This is a genomic window from Bacillus sp. 7705b (assembly GCF_002289525.1).
In the GTDB taxonomy this organism is placed as follows: Bacteria; Bacillota; Bacilli; order Bacillales; family Bacillaceae; genus Bacillus; species Bacillus halotolerans.
Genome location: NZ_NSDH01000023.1, coordinates 204356 through 222870 on the forward strand (window position 1 = coordinate 204356; position 18515 = coordinate 222870).

Below are 18515 nucleotides of genomic sequence, written 5' to 3' on the forward strand. Positions count from 1 at the left end.
TGGGTCTCCGGATTCTCCATCACATTGTATTAACCTAGTGCAATTGTATCAGTGGATGAAAGCGGTGTCAATCACTTTCTGTCAAAAAGTTTTCATATTTTTTCCATAATTTGGTGTTAGATGTGGTGACAGTAACGGCACCAGCTTTCAGTGCCTGTTCTACATCTTGTTCTGTGCGGATGAAACCTCCCGCAAAGATAGGGATACCTGTTTTCTCTTTAATTTCCTGAATAAGTGACGGCACGATGCCCGGCAGCACTTCAATGAAGTCAGGCTTATGCTTGCCGACAAACTCCATGCTTTTTTCCATTGCGCTTGTATCAAGCAGAAACAAACGCTGGATCGCATAGATTTTCTTTTGCTTCGCTTTTGCAATCACGTTTGATCTTGTTGAGATAATCCCCGCTGGCTTGATATCCTGGCAGATAAATTCCGCTCCGTATTCATCATGTTTGATCCCTTGAATTAAATCGACATGCACCATCATCTTCTTCCCGTGCTTTTGCGCCTCTCTGATCACGCCCTTTAATTGTCCGAGATGAATATCAAGTATCACGCCGTACGAAAACGAGCTGTTTAAAAACTCATCAAATTGCTTCATATTGCGAATAGCCGGTAAAATAGGCTGGTTGTGAAAACTCATAGTGTGCTCCTTTAACAAATCACTTTTGTATCAAATCGTCAGTATGCTTTCCTTCACCGTTTTTACGATAAATGCAAGGTCTTCTTCTGTCAGACAAAATGGCGGCGCGAGCTGAATGACATTGTTATATCCGGCGACTGTATCGCCGTTTTTGCCGATGATCAGCCCTTTCTCTTTGCATGCCGCAACCACTTGGTTCACTTGGTCAGCGCCAGCCGGCTCTTTAGTCAGCTTATCTTTGACAAGTTCGATTCCGACCAGCAGCCCTTTTCCCCTTACATCTCCTACTGCAGGGTGTTCTCTCAACGACTGAAGCTCACCTAAAAGCTTTGCTCCGAGATCGCGGGATCGCTCAATCAGCTGTTCATCCTCCATAATTTGCAGGTTTTTCAAAGCCAATGCGCAGGCTGCCGGGCTGCCGCCGAATGTGTTGACGTGGCGGAAACGGTCATAAGGAGCTTCTCCTTGGTATGCTTCAAAAATCTCCCGTTTAACTGCGGTCGCTGACAATGGCAGATACGCGCTTGTAATCCCTTTCGCCATTGTAATGATATCGGGCTTCACGCCGTAGTGCATAAATCCGAACGGCTCGCCAGTCCGCCCAAATCCGCAGATGACTTCGTCACAAATCAGCAGGGCGCCGTGGCGGCGGCAGATTTCCTCCACTTTCTTCATATATCCGTCCGGCGGCATTAAAATGCCTCCGCCAGTAATAATGGGCTCCATAATGACACCGGCAATCGTTTCGCTTAATTCCCATGTCATGATGCGGTCAATTTCATTTGCGCTCTCTAGCGTATCGGCGTCTTCAGGATTTCGGTAGACATCAGGCGGGGCGGCGTGCAAGAATCCTTGGCTTAACGGTTCATATTTATATTTCCGCTGTGCCTGGCCGGTTGCAGAGAGTGCTCCCAACGTATTGCCGTGATAGGCTCTATATCTAGAGATGAATTTATAACGGCTGTGGTCGCCGTTTTCCAGATGGTACTGGCGAGCGATCTTAAAAGCGGTTTCATTTGCTTCCGATCCGCTGTTGGAAAAGAAAATCACATAATCGCCGCCAAGCCACTCATTCAGCTTCTCCGCCAAGTGAATCGCAGGTGCGTGACTTTGCGTTAACGGGTAATACGGCAGTTCCTTTAATTGTTCATAGGCAGCCTCCGCAAGCTCTTTTCTGCCGTAACCAACATTAACGCACCACAAACCGGACATCGCATCAAGATAGCGGCGTCCGTCTATATCAGTCACCCAGGCTCCTTCCGCCTTTTGGGCAATCAGACTGTCCGCTTGATGCGCTCCCTTCATAGCATGCCACACGAATTGCTCATCCTTTTGCTTTAATCCCTGATTTTGCTGAATGTTTTCCATCCCCATCATCTCCATTTCATTAGCGTTCAATAAATAAATTGAAACAGACCTTCTCTTATGTGATGTCTAGGTGATGATTTCCCTGACTTCAATATAAAGCCAGACGACAAAGGAGTCAATAAACCGCCGGGTAATTAAAACATCCTCTTTCATCAAGAAGAAAGAGGATGCAGCATCCAAAGCAGGACCGGCAAAGTGACTATGCTCAGCATTGTGCTGATAAAAGTGGCACTGGAAACGACTTCGGGCCTTGTATTAAACTGAACGGCCATTAAGGTCGTATTGGCAGCGGTCGGCATGGCCGCTACGAGAATCATGATTTGCTTCGTCATGTCATCCACAGGCAAAATCAATGTGAAGGCCAGCGCAATTAACGGTGATACCATAAGCTTCAGCAGTAGAGAATAAGAAATTTTTCTATATTCAATATTCCTGAAAGAGATCAGCGCAAGCTGCATGCCAAGAATAATCATGATCGTCGGAATCGTCGCATTTCCGACCAGTTCAATGCCTGTCATTAACTCTTTAGGGATTGAAATATGCATAAGCTGAAGTATTGCGCCTAAAAGTGCTCCGTACGCCACAGGCATACGGATAACCCGAGTCATCACCGTTTTACATCCGCCTTCCTCCGAACCGCCCTTTGCAGCGTAATACATGCCGATAGTACTCATAATTAACTGCTGCAGCACCATTAACACAACAGCCGTATCCAGCCCCGCCGTCCCAAACACAAGCAATACGACAGGCGTGCCGTAATTACCGTTATTCATAAAGGCTGATGAGAGAATCATGGCACAGCGATCTTGGTTCGAATACTTATGAAAAAAGGATAAAAAGGAGACCAACAGCACAAGAACCAGGCATAGACCCAGCACAAAAATAGACAGATACACATAGTCCATCGTCAGCTTGTTTGAATAAAACGTATCAAAAGCCAAAAAAGGAGACATTAAATATAAGGACATTTTGGACAGTGTCTGTATATCAAAACCGAGTGTTTTCTGTCCGATATAACCAATTGCGAAGATTCCGAAAACAGGAACTAAAACAAGCAGAAACTCCATAGGGCACCTTCTTTTCCGATGTACACACATTTATTTCTATTTTAAAGAAAGAACGGAAGCGTTTCAATTCCGCTTTTTTTAAAAAAAGCCCGCCAATTCAGGCGGGCTTTCGCATTATTTTTTATAGTGAATATGATAAATATCGCGGCGTCTGTCTTTGAGCTGACGCACTGTTCCGTTTTGGCGCTGTCTTCTGAGAATTTCTAAGTCAACATCGCCAATGACGACCATTTCAATATTCGGGTTGGTTTCCCCAACGATGCCGTCTCTTGCGAATTCAAAATCAGAAGGGGCAAAGATGCCGGACTGAGCATATTGGATATCCATATTTTCCGTTTGCGGCAGGTTTCCAACCGTTCCGGAAATGACGGTATAAATTTGATTTTCGACTGCTCTTGCCTGTGAACAGTATCTGACACGCAAGTAGCCTTGGCGGTCTTCCGTACAAAATGGCGTAAAAATAATTTTTGCACCTTTATCGGCCGCAATGCGGGCAAGCTCAGGAAACTCAATGTCATAGCAAATTTGGATCGCAATTTTCCCGCAGTCCGTATCAAACACACGTACCTGGTCGCCCGCGCTGATTCCCCACCATTTGCGTTCATTCGGCGTAATATGCAGTTTATATTGCTTCTCAATCGTTCCATCACGTCTGAACAGGTAGGCGATATTATAAATTTTCCCTTCCTCTTCTACAAAATGAGATCCGCCGATAATGTTGACATTATACTTAACAGCCAAGTCTGTAAACAGACTGATGTAATCCTCAGTATACTCGGTAATTCTCTGTACCGCCAAGCTTGGTGAACGTTCCTCAAGGAAGGACATCAGCTGGGTTGTGAAAATTTCCGGGAACACTGCAAAATCAGACCTCGCGTCAGATGCGACATCGACATAGTACTCTACTTGATTTGCAAATTCCTCAAAGGAATAGATTTTTTTCATTTCGTATTGAATGACACAAATTCTCACAGGGAAGGCCGATTTATAATAACGCTTTGTCTGCTGCGGCAGATAATCGACATTATTCCATTCCATGAGCGTCGCATATTTGATTGAAGCTGTATCATCCGGAAGATAATCCGGGTTAATCCGCATCAGGGTAAAGCCGTTCATCAGCTGAAAAGAAAGGACAGGATCGTAAATTTGATGGCGTGTTACCTGTTCAACATACTCTCTCGCAGTCATTTCATCAGCATATTTATGATAGTTCGGTATCCGTCCGCCTATGATGATGCTTTTCAGATTTAAACGTCTTGCCAAATCCTTTCTTGCCTCATACAAACGATGGCCGATTTTCATCCGTCTGTAATCAGGATGCACCATGACCTCGATCCCGTACATGTTTAAGCCATCCGGATTGTGATTGGTGATGTATCCGTCATCTGTAATGTCCTGCCACGTATGGCGGTCATCATATTCATCAAAGTTAATCAGGAGGCTTGAGCACGAACCGATAATTTCACCTTCGAATTCTGCACAAAACTGCCCTTCCGGAAAATGCTCCAGATGGCTGATTAAATGCTCTCGCTTCCACGGCTCCATGCCTGGAAAGCAGTCCTTTTGAAGGTCGATAATGTTGTCAATATCTTTCTCTTCGATATTACGGATGACCATTTTCTTTTCAAAACGGGTCAAATCTAATTTCTCAGACAATCTACTCGCTCCTTTCTAGTTTTGTGCGTTCAGATGATCAAGCAATAGGGCGAGCTCCATCTCCGCCATTGATTCGAGCCTGTGATCATATTCTTCAAACATCAAGGTGCCTGTTACTTGATTTGGAACGATGACACACTTCATGCCCGCTCGCTTGGCAGCAATCGAACCATTGACGGAATCCTCAAATGCGAGACATTCCGACGGCGATACTCCAAGATTCTTTGCCGCTAACAAATACAGCTCGGGATTGGGCTTGACCTCTTCTACATCATCAGCTGTCTGAATCACTTCGAATTCGTCAAACAGGCCAAGTTGCTTTAAATGGCCGGATACCCATTTATAATCTGAGCTGGAAGCCAGTCCTACTTTTAAACCTAAATCCTTTGCCGCATTCAGATACGCTTCAACACCAGGTCTCGCTTTTTCTGTTTCCATGCGTTTTGCAAACCGGTCTCTTCTCAGTTTTGTCAGCTCTTCATGGTTCAGCTTTTTGCCTATCTGCTCTTCTAAGTATTCAAATGGCCGAAATCCCGCCGCTGTTCCGATAACCTTGCCCCAAACGGATAACGGCAGAACTGAGCCATGTTCCTCAAAAATTTCCTGAAGGACTTCATATTCATGGGTTTCTGTATCAAGAATAAGCCCATCAAAATCAAAAATTAACGCTTTTATCACTGCGTACAACTCCTTTGGCCCGAATTGAGACATATGTATACACTATACCCCGAAACGTCTCTGCTTTCAAAAAGTAAGGGTTTATGTGAAGAAAGAGCCTGCACATTGCAAGCTCTTTCTTATTAATGCAAGTTTTGATGAGAAATGTTTGTCAGCGCTTCTCCAGCAGACTCGTTCGACATCTGATTGACAGCCAGGTCTCCAAGCGCAACGATCCCGACTAGATTGTTTTGATCTACAATAGGAAGGCGGCGGATTTGGTGCTGGGCCATCAGATGCGACGCGTCTTCCAGACTCATATTAGGATTTCCTGATACGAGGTCTGTTGACATCACTTCTGAAACGGGTGTCTGGCCATCTCGGCCTTGAGCTGTGGTTCTCAATGCAATGTCACGGTCAGTCAGCATTCCTTTTAAAACACCTTGCTCTACCACGGGAACCGCCCCGACGTTATGCTGTTTCATCAGAGAAGCCGCTTCCTGAATCGTTTGATTCGGAGAAACGGTTGCTACCTGCGTTGTCATTGAATGTTTAACTGAACTCATTGGTCAGCACCCCTTTCAATCATTAGTATGTTCAGACACCGGATGATTAAAAAGGGAGTTGCAGGAAAGGTTTTGTGGTATGATTTCTCTGATGCAAAAAGAGCTTTTCTCGAAACGGAAAAGCTCTTGCCGCAGATTATATCAGCCTTCTGTGACCCGAAAAGGCATTGTTTGTTTTCGGTTGAAAATCAGATAAAGCAAACGGAAAATATACTCCGCAATCATTCAGCATCTTGCTGTTTTTATCAAAAATGGCTTGATCACTCAAGTCATCGTGCGGTGAAGGCTTTGTCAGAATAATATGTATCATTTGCAGACAAGCCATAATTTGAAAAGCTTCTTTTAATGTTCCTTGGTAATATTGGTTATTTAAAGACAGAACGCCTTTCTTTTTAAAGCGCTGAATGTCCAGTTCGGAGAAATAAAGAGGAAATACATGATGGAAAAGCTCCATTGACAGTTCCTTGATAAAGCTTTCCTGTTCTTCAGTTGCTGCGTTCACGATTCTCACGTCTATCACCTTTCTTGCCATCGAATATCCAAAGTCTTTCTCAAGAATATCACAGAAAAAAACGCGAAAGCTAAGGTAAGTGTTTCCTATGAGAAGCAGCGGCCTTTCGCGCAAAAAAGGAGCCATTTGATCATGAAAGAAAAAGGCAAAGGGCTAGAGCTGATAATCAGTGAAAAACAGGACGGACAATGGCTGTTTTCTGTGCTGAAAACAGAGCTCAAAGCTTCTAAACCCGTTATCCAAGAATGGATGACTTATCACAATATAAAGGTCAATCACGAGCCTGTCAAAAACAACATACTCGTAAAAAAGGGTGACCGCCTTTTTATTGATCTTCAGGAAAACGAAGAGTCCTCCGTCATACCTGAGTATGGAGAGCTTGATATTTTATTTGAAGACCGCCACATGTTAATCGTCAATAAACCAGCTGGTATTTCCACTCATCCCAATGAAGTAGGCCAAACCGGCACACTCGCCAATTTGATCGCATATCACTTTCAGGTGAATGGCGAAACAATCAAAGTGCGCCATGTCCACCGTCTTGATCAGGATACATCAGGCGCTGTCGTATTCGCCAAGCACCGTCTGGCGCATGCCATCTTAGACCAGCAGCTAGAGCAAAAAACGCTGAGGCGTACGTATCTCGCAATTGTTGAAGGAAAACTGAAACCAAAAAAAGGCAAGATCGATTCGCCGATTGGAAGAGACAGATCACACCCGACAAGACGGCGGGTTTCGCTAGGCGGACAAGCCGCCGTCACCCATTACCGTACCCTTGCTATCAATGCGAGAGAACAGCTCTCGCTTGCTGAATTAGAGCTGGAAACAGGCAGAACACATCAAATCCGTGTGCATATGGCAAGCATCGGCCATCCGCTTACTGGGGATACACTTTACGGAGGCGGGAGCCAATTTCTTAACAGGCAGGCACTGCATGCCAAAAAGGTACAGGCTGTTCATCCGATTACCGAAGAGCTGGTCGTTGCCGAAGCACCTCTTCCCGCTGATATAGAAAGCCTTTGCCATACGTATTTATCATGAAAGAAAAGCCGCAGGGATTGTCCTGCGGCTTTTTTTACGAAATACGTTTTCCGTAAATAATATAACGTTTCGGGGCATCCCCGACGTATGAAAAAGGATAGCAGGTGGTCAGAATGAGCTCTTCCTTTTCGTGCTGCAGCGTAATAATGGAGGTATCATCCTTATCCACGATTTTTGTTTTTTCAATTTCATATGTGAAATCACCATATGAAAGGATGATGTTGAGCCGGTCACCTTTTTCAAGCTCTCCTGTTCGGCGAAACACGGTGTCCCGATGTCCTGACAGTACAATTTGCCCGTTTTCATCTGGATAATAGCTGTCCTTGTAATGCCCCACACCCTTTTCTAAATCATCTGCATCGGTCCCTTCCACGATCGGAAGCTCCGCATTGATTTTCGGTATTTCCAGTATGCCGCTTGCTTGGCCGGTCTTCGGCTTAAACGATGATTTTTTCTCGGCTTGATTATCGTTTTTCTTCGTGCCTGCAATGGCCTGCGGCTGTTCAGCCGCCTTTTTTGCTTCTTTTAATGTCTGCTCTGTTTTCATGCTGGTATCAATCAGTTTGAAGCCCCCGTAGCCTGTGATCACAAGACCGATCACAATGATCACAAGAGGAATATATTTTTTCACGTCGTAGCGGCACTCCTTTTCCTTCTGATATATAAATACGTTCCGGACAGTGAGACCGCTGCGCCGATCACAATAAAGTTGTAGTATCCTGCTGACGTATCCGGAAGCTCATGATCAGAACCGCTTTCCTCACTTTCTTTATGCAAAGGCAGTGTGTTTATACGGCCGGCGGCAGTGGCAGGCTGTTTGGTCTCTGTTAATTCTTCAAAGGTCGAAATGACTGCAGGCGGCAGCTGATGGACCGGAGCTGTGCCCGGGGTCTCTCTTAGATCAGGCTGTTCTTCCCCAGGTGTCGGATTTACCTTGCCCGGATCGTCTGTTCCCGGACTGTCTGCCGGGTCTTCAGTGACTGGGTCTTCAGCCTGACTGTCTTCAGCCAGTTTTATTCTGCCTTCTTTCGTATATGAAATCGGCTTATCAAAGCTTTTTACATACTCTACAGTCGCTTCTAAATCCTCAGGCCCTGTAACCGGATGTTTTCCAAGCAATCCGATTGGCTGGTATTTGGCTCCTGTCGCCGTCGCCATAAAATGATTAACGGTCAATGTGTATGTGGCATCCGGCTGGATTTCGGTTCCGTCTGCCATCTTTATATCAACCGCTTTGCCTGTTTCTGTATCCCACGTATACGTAAACCCGCTTATGCTGTAGTCAGGGCCGAAAATCGGTGAGATTTGCGCATTGATGATCTCCCGCAAATCTTTTCCTTTAATCTCAAGCTTCGTCAGCACATTTCCAAACGGCTGAATGTTATAAAGGTCTCCCCATGTAATTGGGCCTTTCTTCAGTCCTTCCCGTATCCCGCCGCCATTCATTAGCGCAAAATCCGTTTTCATCGCCGCTCTCATGCCATCAGCAATCAAATTCCCAAGTGGTGTGTCGCCATCATTAGAATAACCGCCTTCCATATCAACAGCCGCCTCACCGACTACTTCGCTGATAATCGGTTCAGCAAGGGCCTGATACTTGCTTAAAATAGCTGAGGCGCTGGCATCAGGTTTTTTCTTGCTTTGATCGACATATTCGATATCAGCCGATTTTTTGACGATGTCTTTTGTCTGTTTATTGATTTCCAGATCTACGACACCTATCGCTTTTCCGTATTCAAACGCCTGAACGATCAGCTTGCCGTTCACTTCACCATTGACGACCTTATGGTTATGCGCTGCAAAAATGATGTCTATCTCAGAATCTGATTTGTTTGCAAGGTCAGCAGATTCGCCTGTTATTGTACTGCCATTTTGTTCGGCAGACATATGTGCGAGCACTGCAATGGCCCTGATGCCTTTTTTCTTCAGCTCTTCGGCAGTGTCATTTACCGCTTGTATTTCATCGGTAAACTCAATATCCTTTATTCCGTCAGGCATGACCATTCCGGCCGCCGACTGTGTGACAACCCCAATAAAAGCAACGGGTATGCCCTCTACGTTTATAATGTCATAAGCCGGCAAAAAGGGTTCTCCGGTAGACTTCATTTTACAATTGGCGCACACAAGGGGAAAGTTTTGTCCGTCATAGCCGCTAGTGCCTTTCGGGTGATCTCCCCCTTTTAACATTCTCATGAGTTCATCCGTACCTTCATCGAACTCGTGATTGCCCACAGTTCCGACATCAAATCCGATATCCTCCATCAGCTCGACAGTTGGTTCGTCTTGAAGAAGAGATGATACGGGCGAACTTCCTCCGATCATATCCCCGGCGTGCACAGTGAGCGTGTTTTTCTTTTCCGCTTTTTTTTCTTTCAAATAGGCAGCTGCATAGTCCATGCGTCCGAATGTGCCATCTAGAGTGCCGTCTCCATCAAGGTCAAGCTCGTATTGCTGATCGATTTTCCCATGTAAATCGTTCATGCTTAAAATTCTAAGCGGTATATTTTCTTGGAGAGAGGTTTGCTTTTTCTTGTAACCGGCACTCTCTGCTTCAGCTGCTGAAGCAAAGAAGATCCTGTTTTCCACAGCCACCTGCTTCCAGTCTGCTGGCGAAACATAGGTCTTGTTTGATGAGTCTCCCACATACCTTGTCAGCCCTTTTCCCTGCTCTCTGGCTCTAAATTCAAACGGCATTTCCATTAGAGGATCCGCTTCATTCCAAATGCCTTTTTGCTCCTTTTTAGCATTGGCGGCTGCGGCCTGAAATTCCTGATAATCCTCTTCATTTTCAACGGGCCAAATAAAATATGTTGGAGCATAGCCATTTTTCACGAGTTCTAAATTTACATTTGCCCCTGTCTCAGTCACAACCTGTCCAAGAAGTCTCCCATAGCTGTCCATGGCTTCGCTGCCGACTTTTACAGTAATGTGATCTCCTGGAGACAAAACAGTTTTTAAATAGTCAGAGGCTTTTTTTCCAAATCTTAATTGATTTTCATCCGCTTCATTTTTTGGTGTGTGGTATGTTTCTGGCGTGTCTACATTTACAAAGCGGATTTTTGCCGTGCCAAGTATCGGTTTTTTGACATGAATGGTGTCACCGTCTACAACGCGATCAACCACAGTTTCATATTCGCCTTCTGAAGACGGCGGGGCAGGCTGCTCTTGAAGCAGCTTCATGTCTGCTGATTTTCGCGGAAGAAGCTGAAAGGATTGATATCTGCTCAACACGCCAGTGATTTCATACCATTTATCCTCAGTCAGTTCATCAATGATACCTGTCTCACTCATAACACGCAGTGTCATTGCGTGGTGATCATTATCAATCATCGTAACATTGTAACCGCCGCCTGCTTGAGAATTTGGAATGGAAGAAATATAAGCTTTGACTGTTACAAGACGCCCTTCATATTGATCACCCAAGCTGCCATTGACCAGTTCATTGATCGTTGAAAATTCAGGGACAGGGAGAGGCTGATTTGATTGGGTAATACGGATGCCTGATGTATCCGGAACTATTTCAGTAAGCCCTTGGTAAGTCGTTATTTTCCCTGTCACCGTAATGTCCATTCCTTCTTTTAACTCAGGGAAATTCTCTGGTGCTGCCGAATAAATGTTGATGCCGCCTGTGTCATCCTGCATAAAGGTCGACAGCTTTCCGCCTCCGATTGCGCTCTGATCGGCAGTAACAACGCCTTTAATCGTGACATGTTCATTCATTCGGCCGCGCGCTTCCTGTATTGTAATAGGCTGTGCTGCCGGCGGAGATTCAGCGTCATCCTTTAAGACCATTGACTGAACCTTCTTAAGACCTGCCGTATTAAAATAATGTTCAAGCTCACCTTGAACAGCTATCTTTTTCCCAAGAAGCAGCGGGTTCGTTTGCAGTCCGAATTGGCTTCTAAACGCTGAGGGGATTTGCACGGGAAGAATGTGATCGGGTGATGTCTCGTTTTTGCTGTCCGCTATAGCAACGTTATAATCATTTGAAAAAGGGCTTGTCAGATTGTAATGCTGGGGTGAAACGGCTTGGCCGATTGTATATCCTTCGACAAGAGCTTGCCCCTCTTTTTGCTGTATCGCTTTTTCAACCGATATTGGTTCTGGCTCAGCAGCTCTTACAGCTTCATAAGCGGACATGACATTCAAGAAAATGAAAAGTATGATCAAAACAACATGCAAAAAACGCCTCATCAGTTTTCCTCCCTTACATCTTGCATCATTCGTTTATTTGATAATCACTTCGACAATCAGTATATAAATCCTGTCAGGCGCTGCATAAAACACCGCAGACAAGCACAAAATACAGCTGATCTGAAAAAAAAGGAGGAATTCGGTTTGGATCAGCAATTTCAGCAGCAATCACAGAATAAAGGGATACCAGGCAAACCACATCAAAATCACGGCGGACATGAAATGTTTGATATGCACGAGGTGCTTTCCGGAACGCTTACTGTGCTTGATCAGTTTATGATGCTGAGACAATTCTGTAAGGATCAGGAATTATTAAACATCCTTGACCGTCAATATCAATTCATTACATCTCAATATAACTTAACGGCAGAGTGCTTCAAAACAGGAAGCGAGCCTTCACAAAAAACGGCAACTTATATGATGAAAGAAGACAACCAGACTGTTTACGGTATGCAGCCGGCACAGCCTAAGAAACCTGTTCAATCCATGAATGACATTGATGACAGCATCATCAGCCGCCAAATGCTTTGCGCTGTTAAGGCACAGGCATCTATGCTGACGATGGCTTCTCTAGAAATGACAAATCCGGCCGTAAGACGTGTACTGTCTGCGCAAATTCAGCAGTATGTCGAAATGGCTTTTGAGATTTTCCTTTACCAAAACAAACATGGTTATTACCAAGTTCCGCAGCTTGACGCGCAGGATATGGAACAACTGAGAAATTCATTTGCCCCTGCACAAGGACAAATGCCTCCGACTCAAGGCGGTATGGGCCAGCAGGGACTTCATTAAATAAAAAAGGCATTGGATAGAAACTATCCAATGCCGCATTTTCTTCAAACGTTCTGGTAAAATCTTTTTCAAATTGATCAAGACTATCCTGCGTCGCCGCTTTAAACCCTTTTTTAAAATCCCCTTTTTTCGCTGTTTCATTTATAATCTCCAAAATAATGTCTTTCCCGTATGTTTCCGTCAGCTCATTGATCATATAAAAGCTTTGCAAATAAACATCGGTTTCATATTCCGATCGAGCTTCCTGCCAGTTCTGATCTGTCTGCAAACGGTCAAACGGCACGACAGTAAACGTGATCGGATCTATGAGCAATTCATAGTTCGCGATCCACTCGCTTAATCCTTCATGGAACCATAAGGGGAACTCATCAGGACCTGCTTCGAGCTCCCGTAATTTCTGATGAAACGCATGGTGTGTGTACTCATGAATCAATAATCTCTGATACAGATAAACCGCTACATCATCACCTTCTAAAAGCTGCTTTTTCTCTTCAGGCAATAATCCGATCAGCTGCTCCCGCTCAGAATAAAAGCCGACAACATCCAATAAACCGGAATAAGCCTCCATCTGTTTTTCATTAGGAAAAAAAATAATATCAATAGGCTTATGATTCGAATAGTCAAGCATGACCTGATTAATACTCACCGCATATTCAAGCGTTTCTTTCGTTAATGGCAGTAAGGATTTTTCCTTAGAAGTGTAATAAACATCGGCCTGTTTAAATGACTCTTTCTTCATGTGCTTCGTCACTTGTTCTTTCGTTATCCCAGATGTCTGCCCTGGCAAAGACAGAATATACATCGTGCTTGATACGATGGCCGAGCTTACGGCCAGCATCACAAGGACTCCGCACAGGAATAGAGCGGATGCCGCACGCTTTCCTATGCCACCCTGCAAACGTCTCCCTCCCTGAGCCGGTCCGTCTTGTACCTTTTATTTTTACTCTATGCAGCCTTAGTTCACAGCGTGTCATTTCTGCAAAGAAAAAAGCCGCACAAGTTATGCGGCTTTTTATCTGTTATTCAGCTTGCGGAAAGACACGTTGTACTGTTTGACTGAATTCATCAAAGAATCCTGCAATCGGATCACCATTTTGAATCCGTTCGCCATACCCCTGCATCCGATCAACAAAGTCTGGATTTGCAGAAACATAAACATTGTCCATGTTCTTATCAGTGTCTCTAACTTTATCGGAAATTTTCTTTTTCAGATCTTTTCCAACTTCTTTTTTCCCATTTGTTAATACAACTGCAACATACGCTTGATTTCCGGCAACAATCACATTCGCGTGTTTAACTTCTTTCATATCGGTAATTTTATCGGCTGCATCATCAGCAACTTCCAACTTACGGTTATCATTACCGTTATTGTCATTACCATTATTCGTCATATTATTGTCAACGTTGTCACGGCTATCATTTGCATTGTTGATATTTCTTGTGCCGTTATCATTTGCCGGATTGCGGTAGTTAACATTTTCAGGCTCTGCATTATCACGTCTGCCCTCACCCTGATTGGCCATACTGCAGCCAGTCATAAGCAAAGGGATAAGAAGCATGGACGCAAGGACTTGTTTTTTTCCAAGCATGTGAATTCCTCCTTTATCACTTTACTTATAGGTTTTTCTAATTGGCTCTAAATATGCATGAAAAAATAACGGAAATGCTTTCCCGGGAAATAAAACGGTTAATTTGTCTAATCAGAGGGGAAAATATCAATACACTTATAAAGGAGGGATCACGTTGTTCAATCAGCGAAAAGGAATCAGTCCGACAGCCTTAGTTATCGGTTCAACTGTGCTTGTTGCTGCTTTATCACCGCAGATCCGGCAAAAAATCAGCGGGTTTATTACAGGTCAAATGAGCAACCGGAATTCTCAAAATAAGTCGTTTGATGTTTCTAATGTTGGAGATATGATGAAACAGGCGTTTGGCGGGAATAATCAAGATCAATCTCAAAATCGTCAGCAAAATGGCCGGCAGCAGCAGCATGCAGGCCAGCAGCAAAGCCACCCTCAACAGCATCAGTCTCAGTCTAAGCATAATCGCCAAACGGACACAACAACAGCCAGAAATAGACAGCAGCAATATGCAGAGCCAATCCATTTCGAACAAAGCGCAATGAATGTAATGGATGACAACACTGTAATGGAAATGCTGGAAGACTTAGAACCCGGCCGTTAAAAAAAACGTGTAATCCCCCGTGGGATTACACGTTTTAAAATGACTAGGCTTCTTCCGCTTCGATCACATTGGATCGATCTTGGAATACACCAGAATCTATTTCCTTCGTAACTTTGCTGGTAATCAGGCCTGATGTCATACTTCCGCTGACATTCAGCGCAGTACGTCCCATGTCAATCAACGGTTCGATAGAGATTAATAAACCGGCGAGCGCGACAGGCATATTTAACGCTGATAAAACGAGCAGCGCAGCGAATGTAGCTCCGCCGCCAACCCCGGCGACACCAAACGAACTGATGGCAACAACCGCGATAACTGAGATGATAAACGCCGGATCAAACGGATTTTGACCGATTGTCGGGGCAATCATCATCGCCAGCATAGCCGGATAAATGCCTGCACAGCCATTTTGGCCGATAGATAGCCCGAACGAGCCGGCGAAATTCGCAATTCCTTCCGGGACACCCAAGCTTCTTTGTGTTTTAATATTCAGCGGCAAAGCGCCTGCGCTTGATCGTGACGTAAATGCAAACACGAGTACAGGCAGCGCTTTTTTCAAATAAACAACCGGATTTAATCCGCTGATCGTCAGCAGAAGCAAGTGGATGATAAACATTACAATTAACGCGGCATATGAAGCAATGACAAACATACCCAGTTTCAAAATGCTGTCAATATCACTTGTCGCAATCGTTTTTGTCATAATGGCCAGCACACCGTAAGGCGTCAGTCTCAAGATGAGAGTAACAACACGCATGACAATGGCGTAAACAGCATCAATCAATTTTTTGAACGTTTCAGCCTGTTCCGGCTGTTTCCGTCTCACACCTAGAAATGCAATGCCCAGAAAAGCGGCAAAAATAACGACTCCGATAGTTGATGTCGGTCTAGCCCCTGTAAAATCCAAAAACGGATTTCCAGGAAGCAGCTCAATCATTTGCTGCGGCAGTGTTTTCGCTGTCATCTCCTCTGATTTCTGTTCAAGCTCCTGTCCCCGAGAAAGCTCTGTATTTCCTTGGTCAACCTGAATCGCCTGAAGATCAAAGGAAAGGGCGGACGCAATACCAACCGCCGCGGCTACCGCTGTAGTCGCAACCAAAATCCCGATAATCAAACCGCTGATTTTCCCGAGATTTTTTGTCAGCTTCATCTTTGTAAAAGCTCCTAGAATGGAAATAAAAACAAGCGGCATGACAATCATTTGAAGCAATTTGACATATCCGCCCCCGGCAATATTAAACCAGTCGGCTGTTTGAACCACAATGTTTGAAGTCGGACCGTATATCAGCTGAAGCGCAAATCCAAAAACGATCCCCAGCCCCAGGGCAGTAAACACACGTTTTGAAAAAGAAACATGTTTCTTCTGCATGGCAAATAGCCCAATAATGAGTAAAAGTAAAATAAATACGTGCAAAATGACTAGCAAAGTCTCCAATTGAGGCAAACTCTCCCTTCAAAATTTTTCTTATATACTATATTACACAAATTCCGATAGTTCAAGTAAGAATTATTTCAACATCAATATTTGGATAAAAAAACCCAATGAATACCGTTTTTGTTCTTTTCATTCCCCCCTTTCTTTAGTAACTTATATAAGGGTGATAATATTGCTGAAAGAACTGTTCGTAAATTTGACCATTTTAATCACATTTAATTATCTGTTCACCCACCTGTTTAAAGAAAGGTTAATACATAAAAAAGACCGCCTGTCCTTTCAGTTAATAAAAGGAACTGCCTGCGGTCTCCTCGGGGTTATTCTTATGAATTTTGGTTTGACGTATCACCATTCAATCATAGATTTTAGAAATATCCCTATTATGATCGCCGCTCTTTATGGAGGCTGGGTGTCTACGGCGGCAGCCCTGATGATAATCGCAGCAGGCCGCATGCTGATCAGCTTGAATGAATCAGCGCTGTATTCCATGATTACAATTTGTATCGCTGCCGTGCTGTCACTTATTGCATCAAGGAGAGAAAAAGTTCAGCTGAAACACGTTCTGTTACTTTTAATCATTTCAAATGGTTTCATCTCCTTTTTCTTCTATGTATTTGTTGATATCTATTCACTTAAGCTTCACTTTTACTTTTGGCTGATTTCAATTATCGGCGGCATGCTCAGCCTATATATTATCGAGCATGAAACAAATGCACATCTTTTATTTAAACAGTATAAGTTCCAGGCGCACTTTGACTTTTTGACAGGTATTTATAACCGCAGAAAGTTTGAAGAAATCACACAAGACCTGTATCAACAGGCTGCACACACTCCATCTTTACAATTTTCGCTTATTTATATGGATATCGATCACTTTAAAACCATTAACGATCAATACGGCCATCATGAGGGGGATCAGGTTCTAAAAGAGCTGGGATCCCGACTAAAACAAAATATCCGCAACACTGATCCTGCCGCACGGATCGGCGGCGAGGAATTTGCCGTCCTCTTGCCAAATTGCACGCCCGAGAAAGCATTCCAAATCGCCGAACGGATCAGGCACTCGATTAGTCATACACCGATTGTATTAACAAACGGGGAAAAACTTGCCGTTACGGCCTCACTGGGGGTAGCCCATTACCCCCGAAACACAGATAAGCCGGAAACCTTGCCGGTTCTTGCTGATCAAATGCTGTATAAAGCGAAAGAAAGCGGCCGAAACAAAGTATGGTTTTCTGAAAAAAAAGAATGAATTCATTTTTTGAATTCATTCTTCCAATCTGAAAGACGATGTAAAGGCAAAAAAGCGGGAACAAGCATCCCTTGATACTCTTTCTCTATAAATGCCGCTGTATCATCTGATTGATAGAGTTCAAGGATGGTTTGCAGTGTTTCGCGATCTCTGTCCTCAGCTCTGACAACAATTACATTCATATCTTCCTTCCCGGTTTGTCTGCCGCCCTTTAATGTATGCTTCTGCGGGTTCAGTCCCGCTTTTTTTGCGGCGGCTGTTTTCATCACAAACACGTCGGCTCCGCTCAATTCATCCTGTTGGCGTACGGTTTTCAATTTCAAGTGTTTCGGATTATCTTTTATCACATCAATTGAACCGGTTCCATTAAATCCGTTCTTCAAAGTAAGCAAACCCGCTTCCTGCAGCAGCGTAAGGGCTCGCCCAAAATCGAGCGGTTCATCCGGGACAGCAACAACAGCACCGCGCGGAATATCTTTGATTCGCTGATATCGTTTTGAATAAATGCCCATAGGCGCTATGTATGTCGTGCCGAGCGGTGCCAGTTTATGTTTGTATTTCTTTGAAAACGACTGAAAATATGAAATGGATTGAATAGCATTGGCATCAATCTCTTTGTTAGCCAGCGCAATATCTGATTCTGCATAATCAGAGAATGGAATCAGCTGAATATCAAGCCCTTCCGCTTCAGCCTTTTTAACGATATAGTTCCATATCGCTTCGTCCGACTCAGCAATTCCAATTTTTATCGTTTCATGTTCTGCTGACGGTGAGCATGCAGTAAATGACATGAAAAGAATAAGAACAAAACTGCATACAAGCCACTTTTTCATTGTGACACCATACTCCTATCTATTTATTAGAGCATGCAAGCAATATCAGACATAAAAATCAGACGCTCTTAGTTGATAAACGTTGTCATTTGTAACATTGGTTAACTTTACCTTACTCATATCAGATAGGGTTGTCAATTACTATTACCCTACCTTTGCGTAAAGAGAAATTAAAGTAAAAAGTCCTGCAAACATATGATCACGTATCGAAAAAACAGATACATTTCGGCAAATAAATATCAAAATGAAAAATAATATGTTATTTTCCGAAAAAAGTTTCGTTTAACAGTTGTTTTTTCTCAAAATTACTGGTAGA

General features: G+C 43.9%; 16 protein-coding genes and 1 pseudogene. 4 read left to right on the plus strand and 13 right to left on the minus strand.

Annotation, left to right across the window (positions count from 1 at the left end):
- Positions 1-67 precede the first annotated feature (67 nt).
- The 7 genes from glpP to CJU60_RS10485 all read right to left on the minus strand — a co-directional run bounded on the left by glpP (position 68) and on the right by CJU60_RS10485 (position 6489).
- Positions 68-643 (minus strand): glycerol uptake operon antiterminator GlpP, encoded by a 576-nt coding sequence (glpP, locus tag CJU60_RS10455; protein WP_095713749.1) that lies wholly within the window; start codon positions 641-643, stop codon positions 68-70.
- A 30-nt stretch (positions 644-673) separates the two neighbouring features.
- Complete coding sequence (locus CJU60_RS10460; protein ID WP_095713750.1) at positions 674-2026, minus strand: aspartate aminotransferase family protein; 1353 nt, start codon at positions 2024-2026, stop codon at positions 674-676.
- A 137-nt stretch (positions 2027-2163) separates the two neighbouring features.
- Complete coding sequence (locus CJU60_RS10465) at positions 2164-3078, minus strand: AEC family transporter (protein WP_095713751.1); 915 nt, start codon at positions 3076-3078, stop codon at positions 2164-2166.
- 114 nt (positions 3079-3192) lie between these two features.
- Positions 3193-4734, minus strand: a complete 1542-nt coding sequence (locus CJU60_RS10470; RefSeq protein WP_024120710.1) for a bifunctional GNAT family N-acetyltransferase/carbon-nitrogen hydrolase family protein — start codon at positions 4732-4734, stop codon at positions 3193-3195.
- A 15-nt stretch (positions 4735-4749) separates the two neighbouring features.
- Positions 4750-5412, minus strand: coding sequence for an HAD family hydrolase (locus CJU60_RS10475; RefSeq protein ID WP_024120709.1), 663 nt, complete (start codon positions 5410-5412; stop codon positions 4750-4752).
- A gap of 122 nt (positions 5413-5534) precedes the next feature.
- Entirely contained in the window at positions 5535-5957 is a 423-nt protein-coding gene (locus CJU60_RS10480) for a CBS domain-containing protein (RefSeq protein WP_024120708.1), read from the minus strand.
- Positions 5958-6093: 136 nt separating this feature from the next.
- Positions 6094-6489: a YhcU family protein gene (locus CJU60_RS10485; protein WP_024120707.1), complete on the minus strand. Its 396-nt coding sequence runs from the start codon at positions 6487-6489 to the stop codon at positions 6094-6096.
- A gap of 111 nt (positions 6490-6600) precedes the next feature.
- Between CJU60_RS10485 and CJU60_RS10490 the strand changes: the two genes are divergently transcribed.
- Positions 6601-7509, plus strand: a complete 909-nt coding sequence (locus tag CJU60_RS10490; RefSeq protein ID WP_024120706.1) for an RluA family pseudouridine synthase — start codon at positions 6601-6603, stop codon at positions 7507-7509.
- A 34-nt stretch (positions 7510-7543) separates the two neighbouring features.
- On the opposite strand, the gene srtA is transcribed toward CJU60_RS10490, so the two are convergent.
- Together srtA and CJU60_RS10500 are read right to left on the minus strand one after the other, a co-directional pair.
- Positions 7544-8140: a sortase SrtA gene (gene srtA / locus CJU60_RS10495; RefSeq protein WP_095713752.1), complete on the minus strand. Its 597-nt coding sequence runs from the start codon at positions 8138-8140 to the stop codon at positions 7544-7546.
- On the minus strand, positions 8137-11703 hold the full coding sequence (locus tag CJU60_RS10500) for a DUF6359 domain-containing protein (protein WP_095713753.1): 3567 nt from the start codon (positions 11701-11703) through the stop codon (positions 8137-8139). Before CJU60_RS10500 ends, srtA begins: the two co-directional genes overlap by 4 nt.
- A 144-nt stretch (positions 11704-11847) precedes the next feature.
- Between CJU60_RS10500 and CJU60_RS10505 the strand changes: the two genes are divergently transcribed.
- Positions 11848-12495, plus strand: coding sequence for a spore coat protein (locus CJU60_RS10505; protein WP_024120704.1), 648 nt, complete (start codon positions 11848-11850; stop codon positions 12493-12495).
- Here the strand turns inward: CJU60_RS10505 and CJU60_RS10510 are convergent.
- Both CJU60_RS10510 and CJU60_RS10515 read right to left on the minus strand, forming a co-directional pair.
- Positions 12427-13393: pseudogene (locus CJU60_RS10510) on the minus strand (hypothetical protein). The gene CJU60_RS10505 and the pseudogene CJU60_RS10510 overlap by 69 nt on opposite strands.
- A 121-nt stretch (positions 13394-13514) precedes the next feature.
- Positions 13515-14084 carry a YhcN/YlaJ family sporulation lipoprotein gene (locus tag CJU60_RS10515; protein ID WP_024120703.1) on the minus strand — a complete coding sequence of 190 codons (570 nt, stop codon included), beginning with the start codon at positions 14082-14084 and terminating at the stop codon, positions 13515-13517.
- A 154-nt stretch (positions 14085-14238) separates the two neighbouring features.
- Between CJU60_RS10515 and CJU60_RS10520 the strand changes: the two genes are divergently transcribed.
- Positions 14239-14679 carry a hypothetical protein gene (locus CJU60_RS10520; RefSeq protein WP_095713754.1) on the plus strand — a complete coding sequence of 147 codons (441 nt, stop codon included), beginning with the start codon at positions 14239-14241 and terminating at the stop codon, positions 14677-14679.
- A 43-nt stretch (positions 14680-14722) separates the two neighbouring features.
- Here the strand turns inward: CJU60_RS10520 and CJU60_RS10525 are convergent, their stop codons facing one another.
- Complete coding sequence (locus CJU60_RS10525; protein ID WP_095713755.1) at positions 14723-16114, minus strand: L-cystine transporter; 1392 nt, start codon at positions 16112-16114, stop codon at positions 14723-14725.
- 172 nt (positions 16115-16286) lie between these two features.
- Here CJU60_RS10525 and CJU60_RS10530 point away from each other — a divergent pair, with 172 nt between their 5' ends.
- The gene (locus CJU60_RS10530) at positions 16287-17366 is read left to right on the plus strand and encodes a diguanylate cyclase DgcK (protein ID WP_095713756.1); all 1080 of its coding nucleotides are present in this window, start codon (positions 16287-16289) and stop codon (positions 17364-17366) included.
- 2 nt (positions 17367-17368) lie between these two features.
- Here CJU60_RS10530 and CJU60_RS10535 read toward each other — a convergent pair whose 3' ends face one another.
- Positions 17369-18199, minus strand: coding sequence for a MetQ/NlpA family ABC transporter substrate-binding protein (locus CJU60_RS10535; RefSeq protein WP_095713757.1), 831 nt, complete (start codon positions 18197-18199; stop codon positions 17369-17371).
- Between the last annotated feature and the right edge of the window lie 316 nt (positions 18200-18515).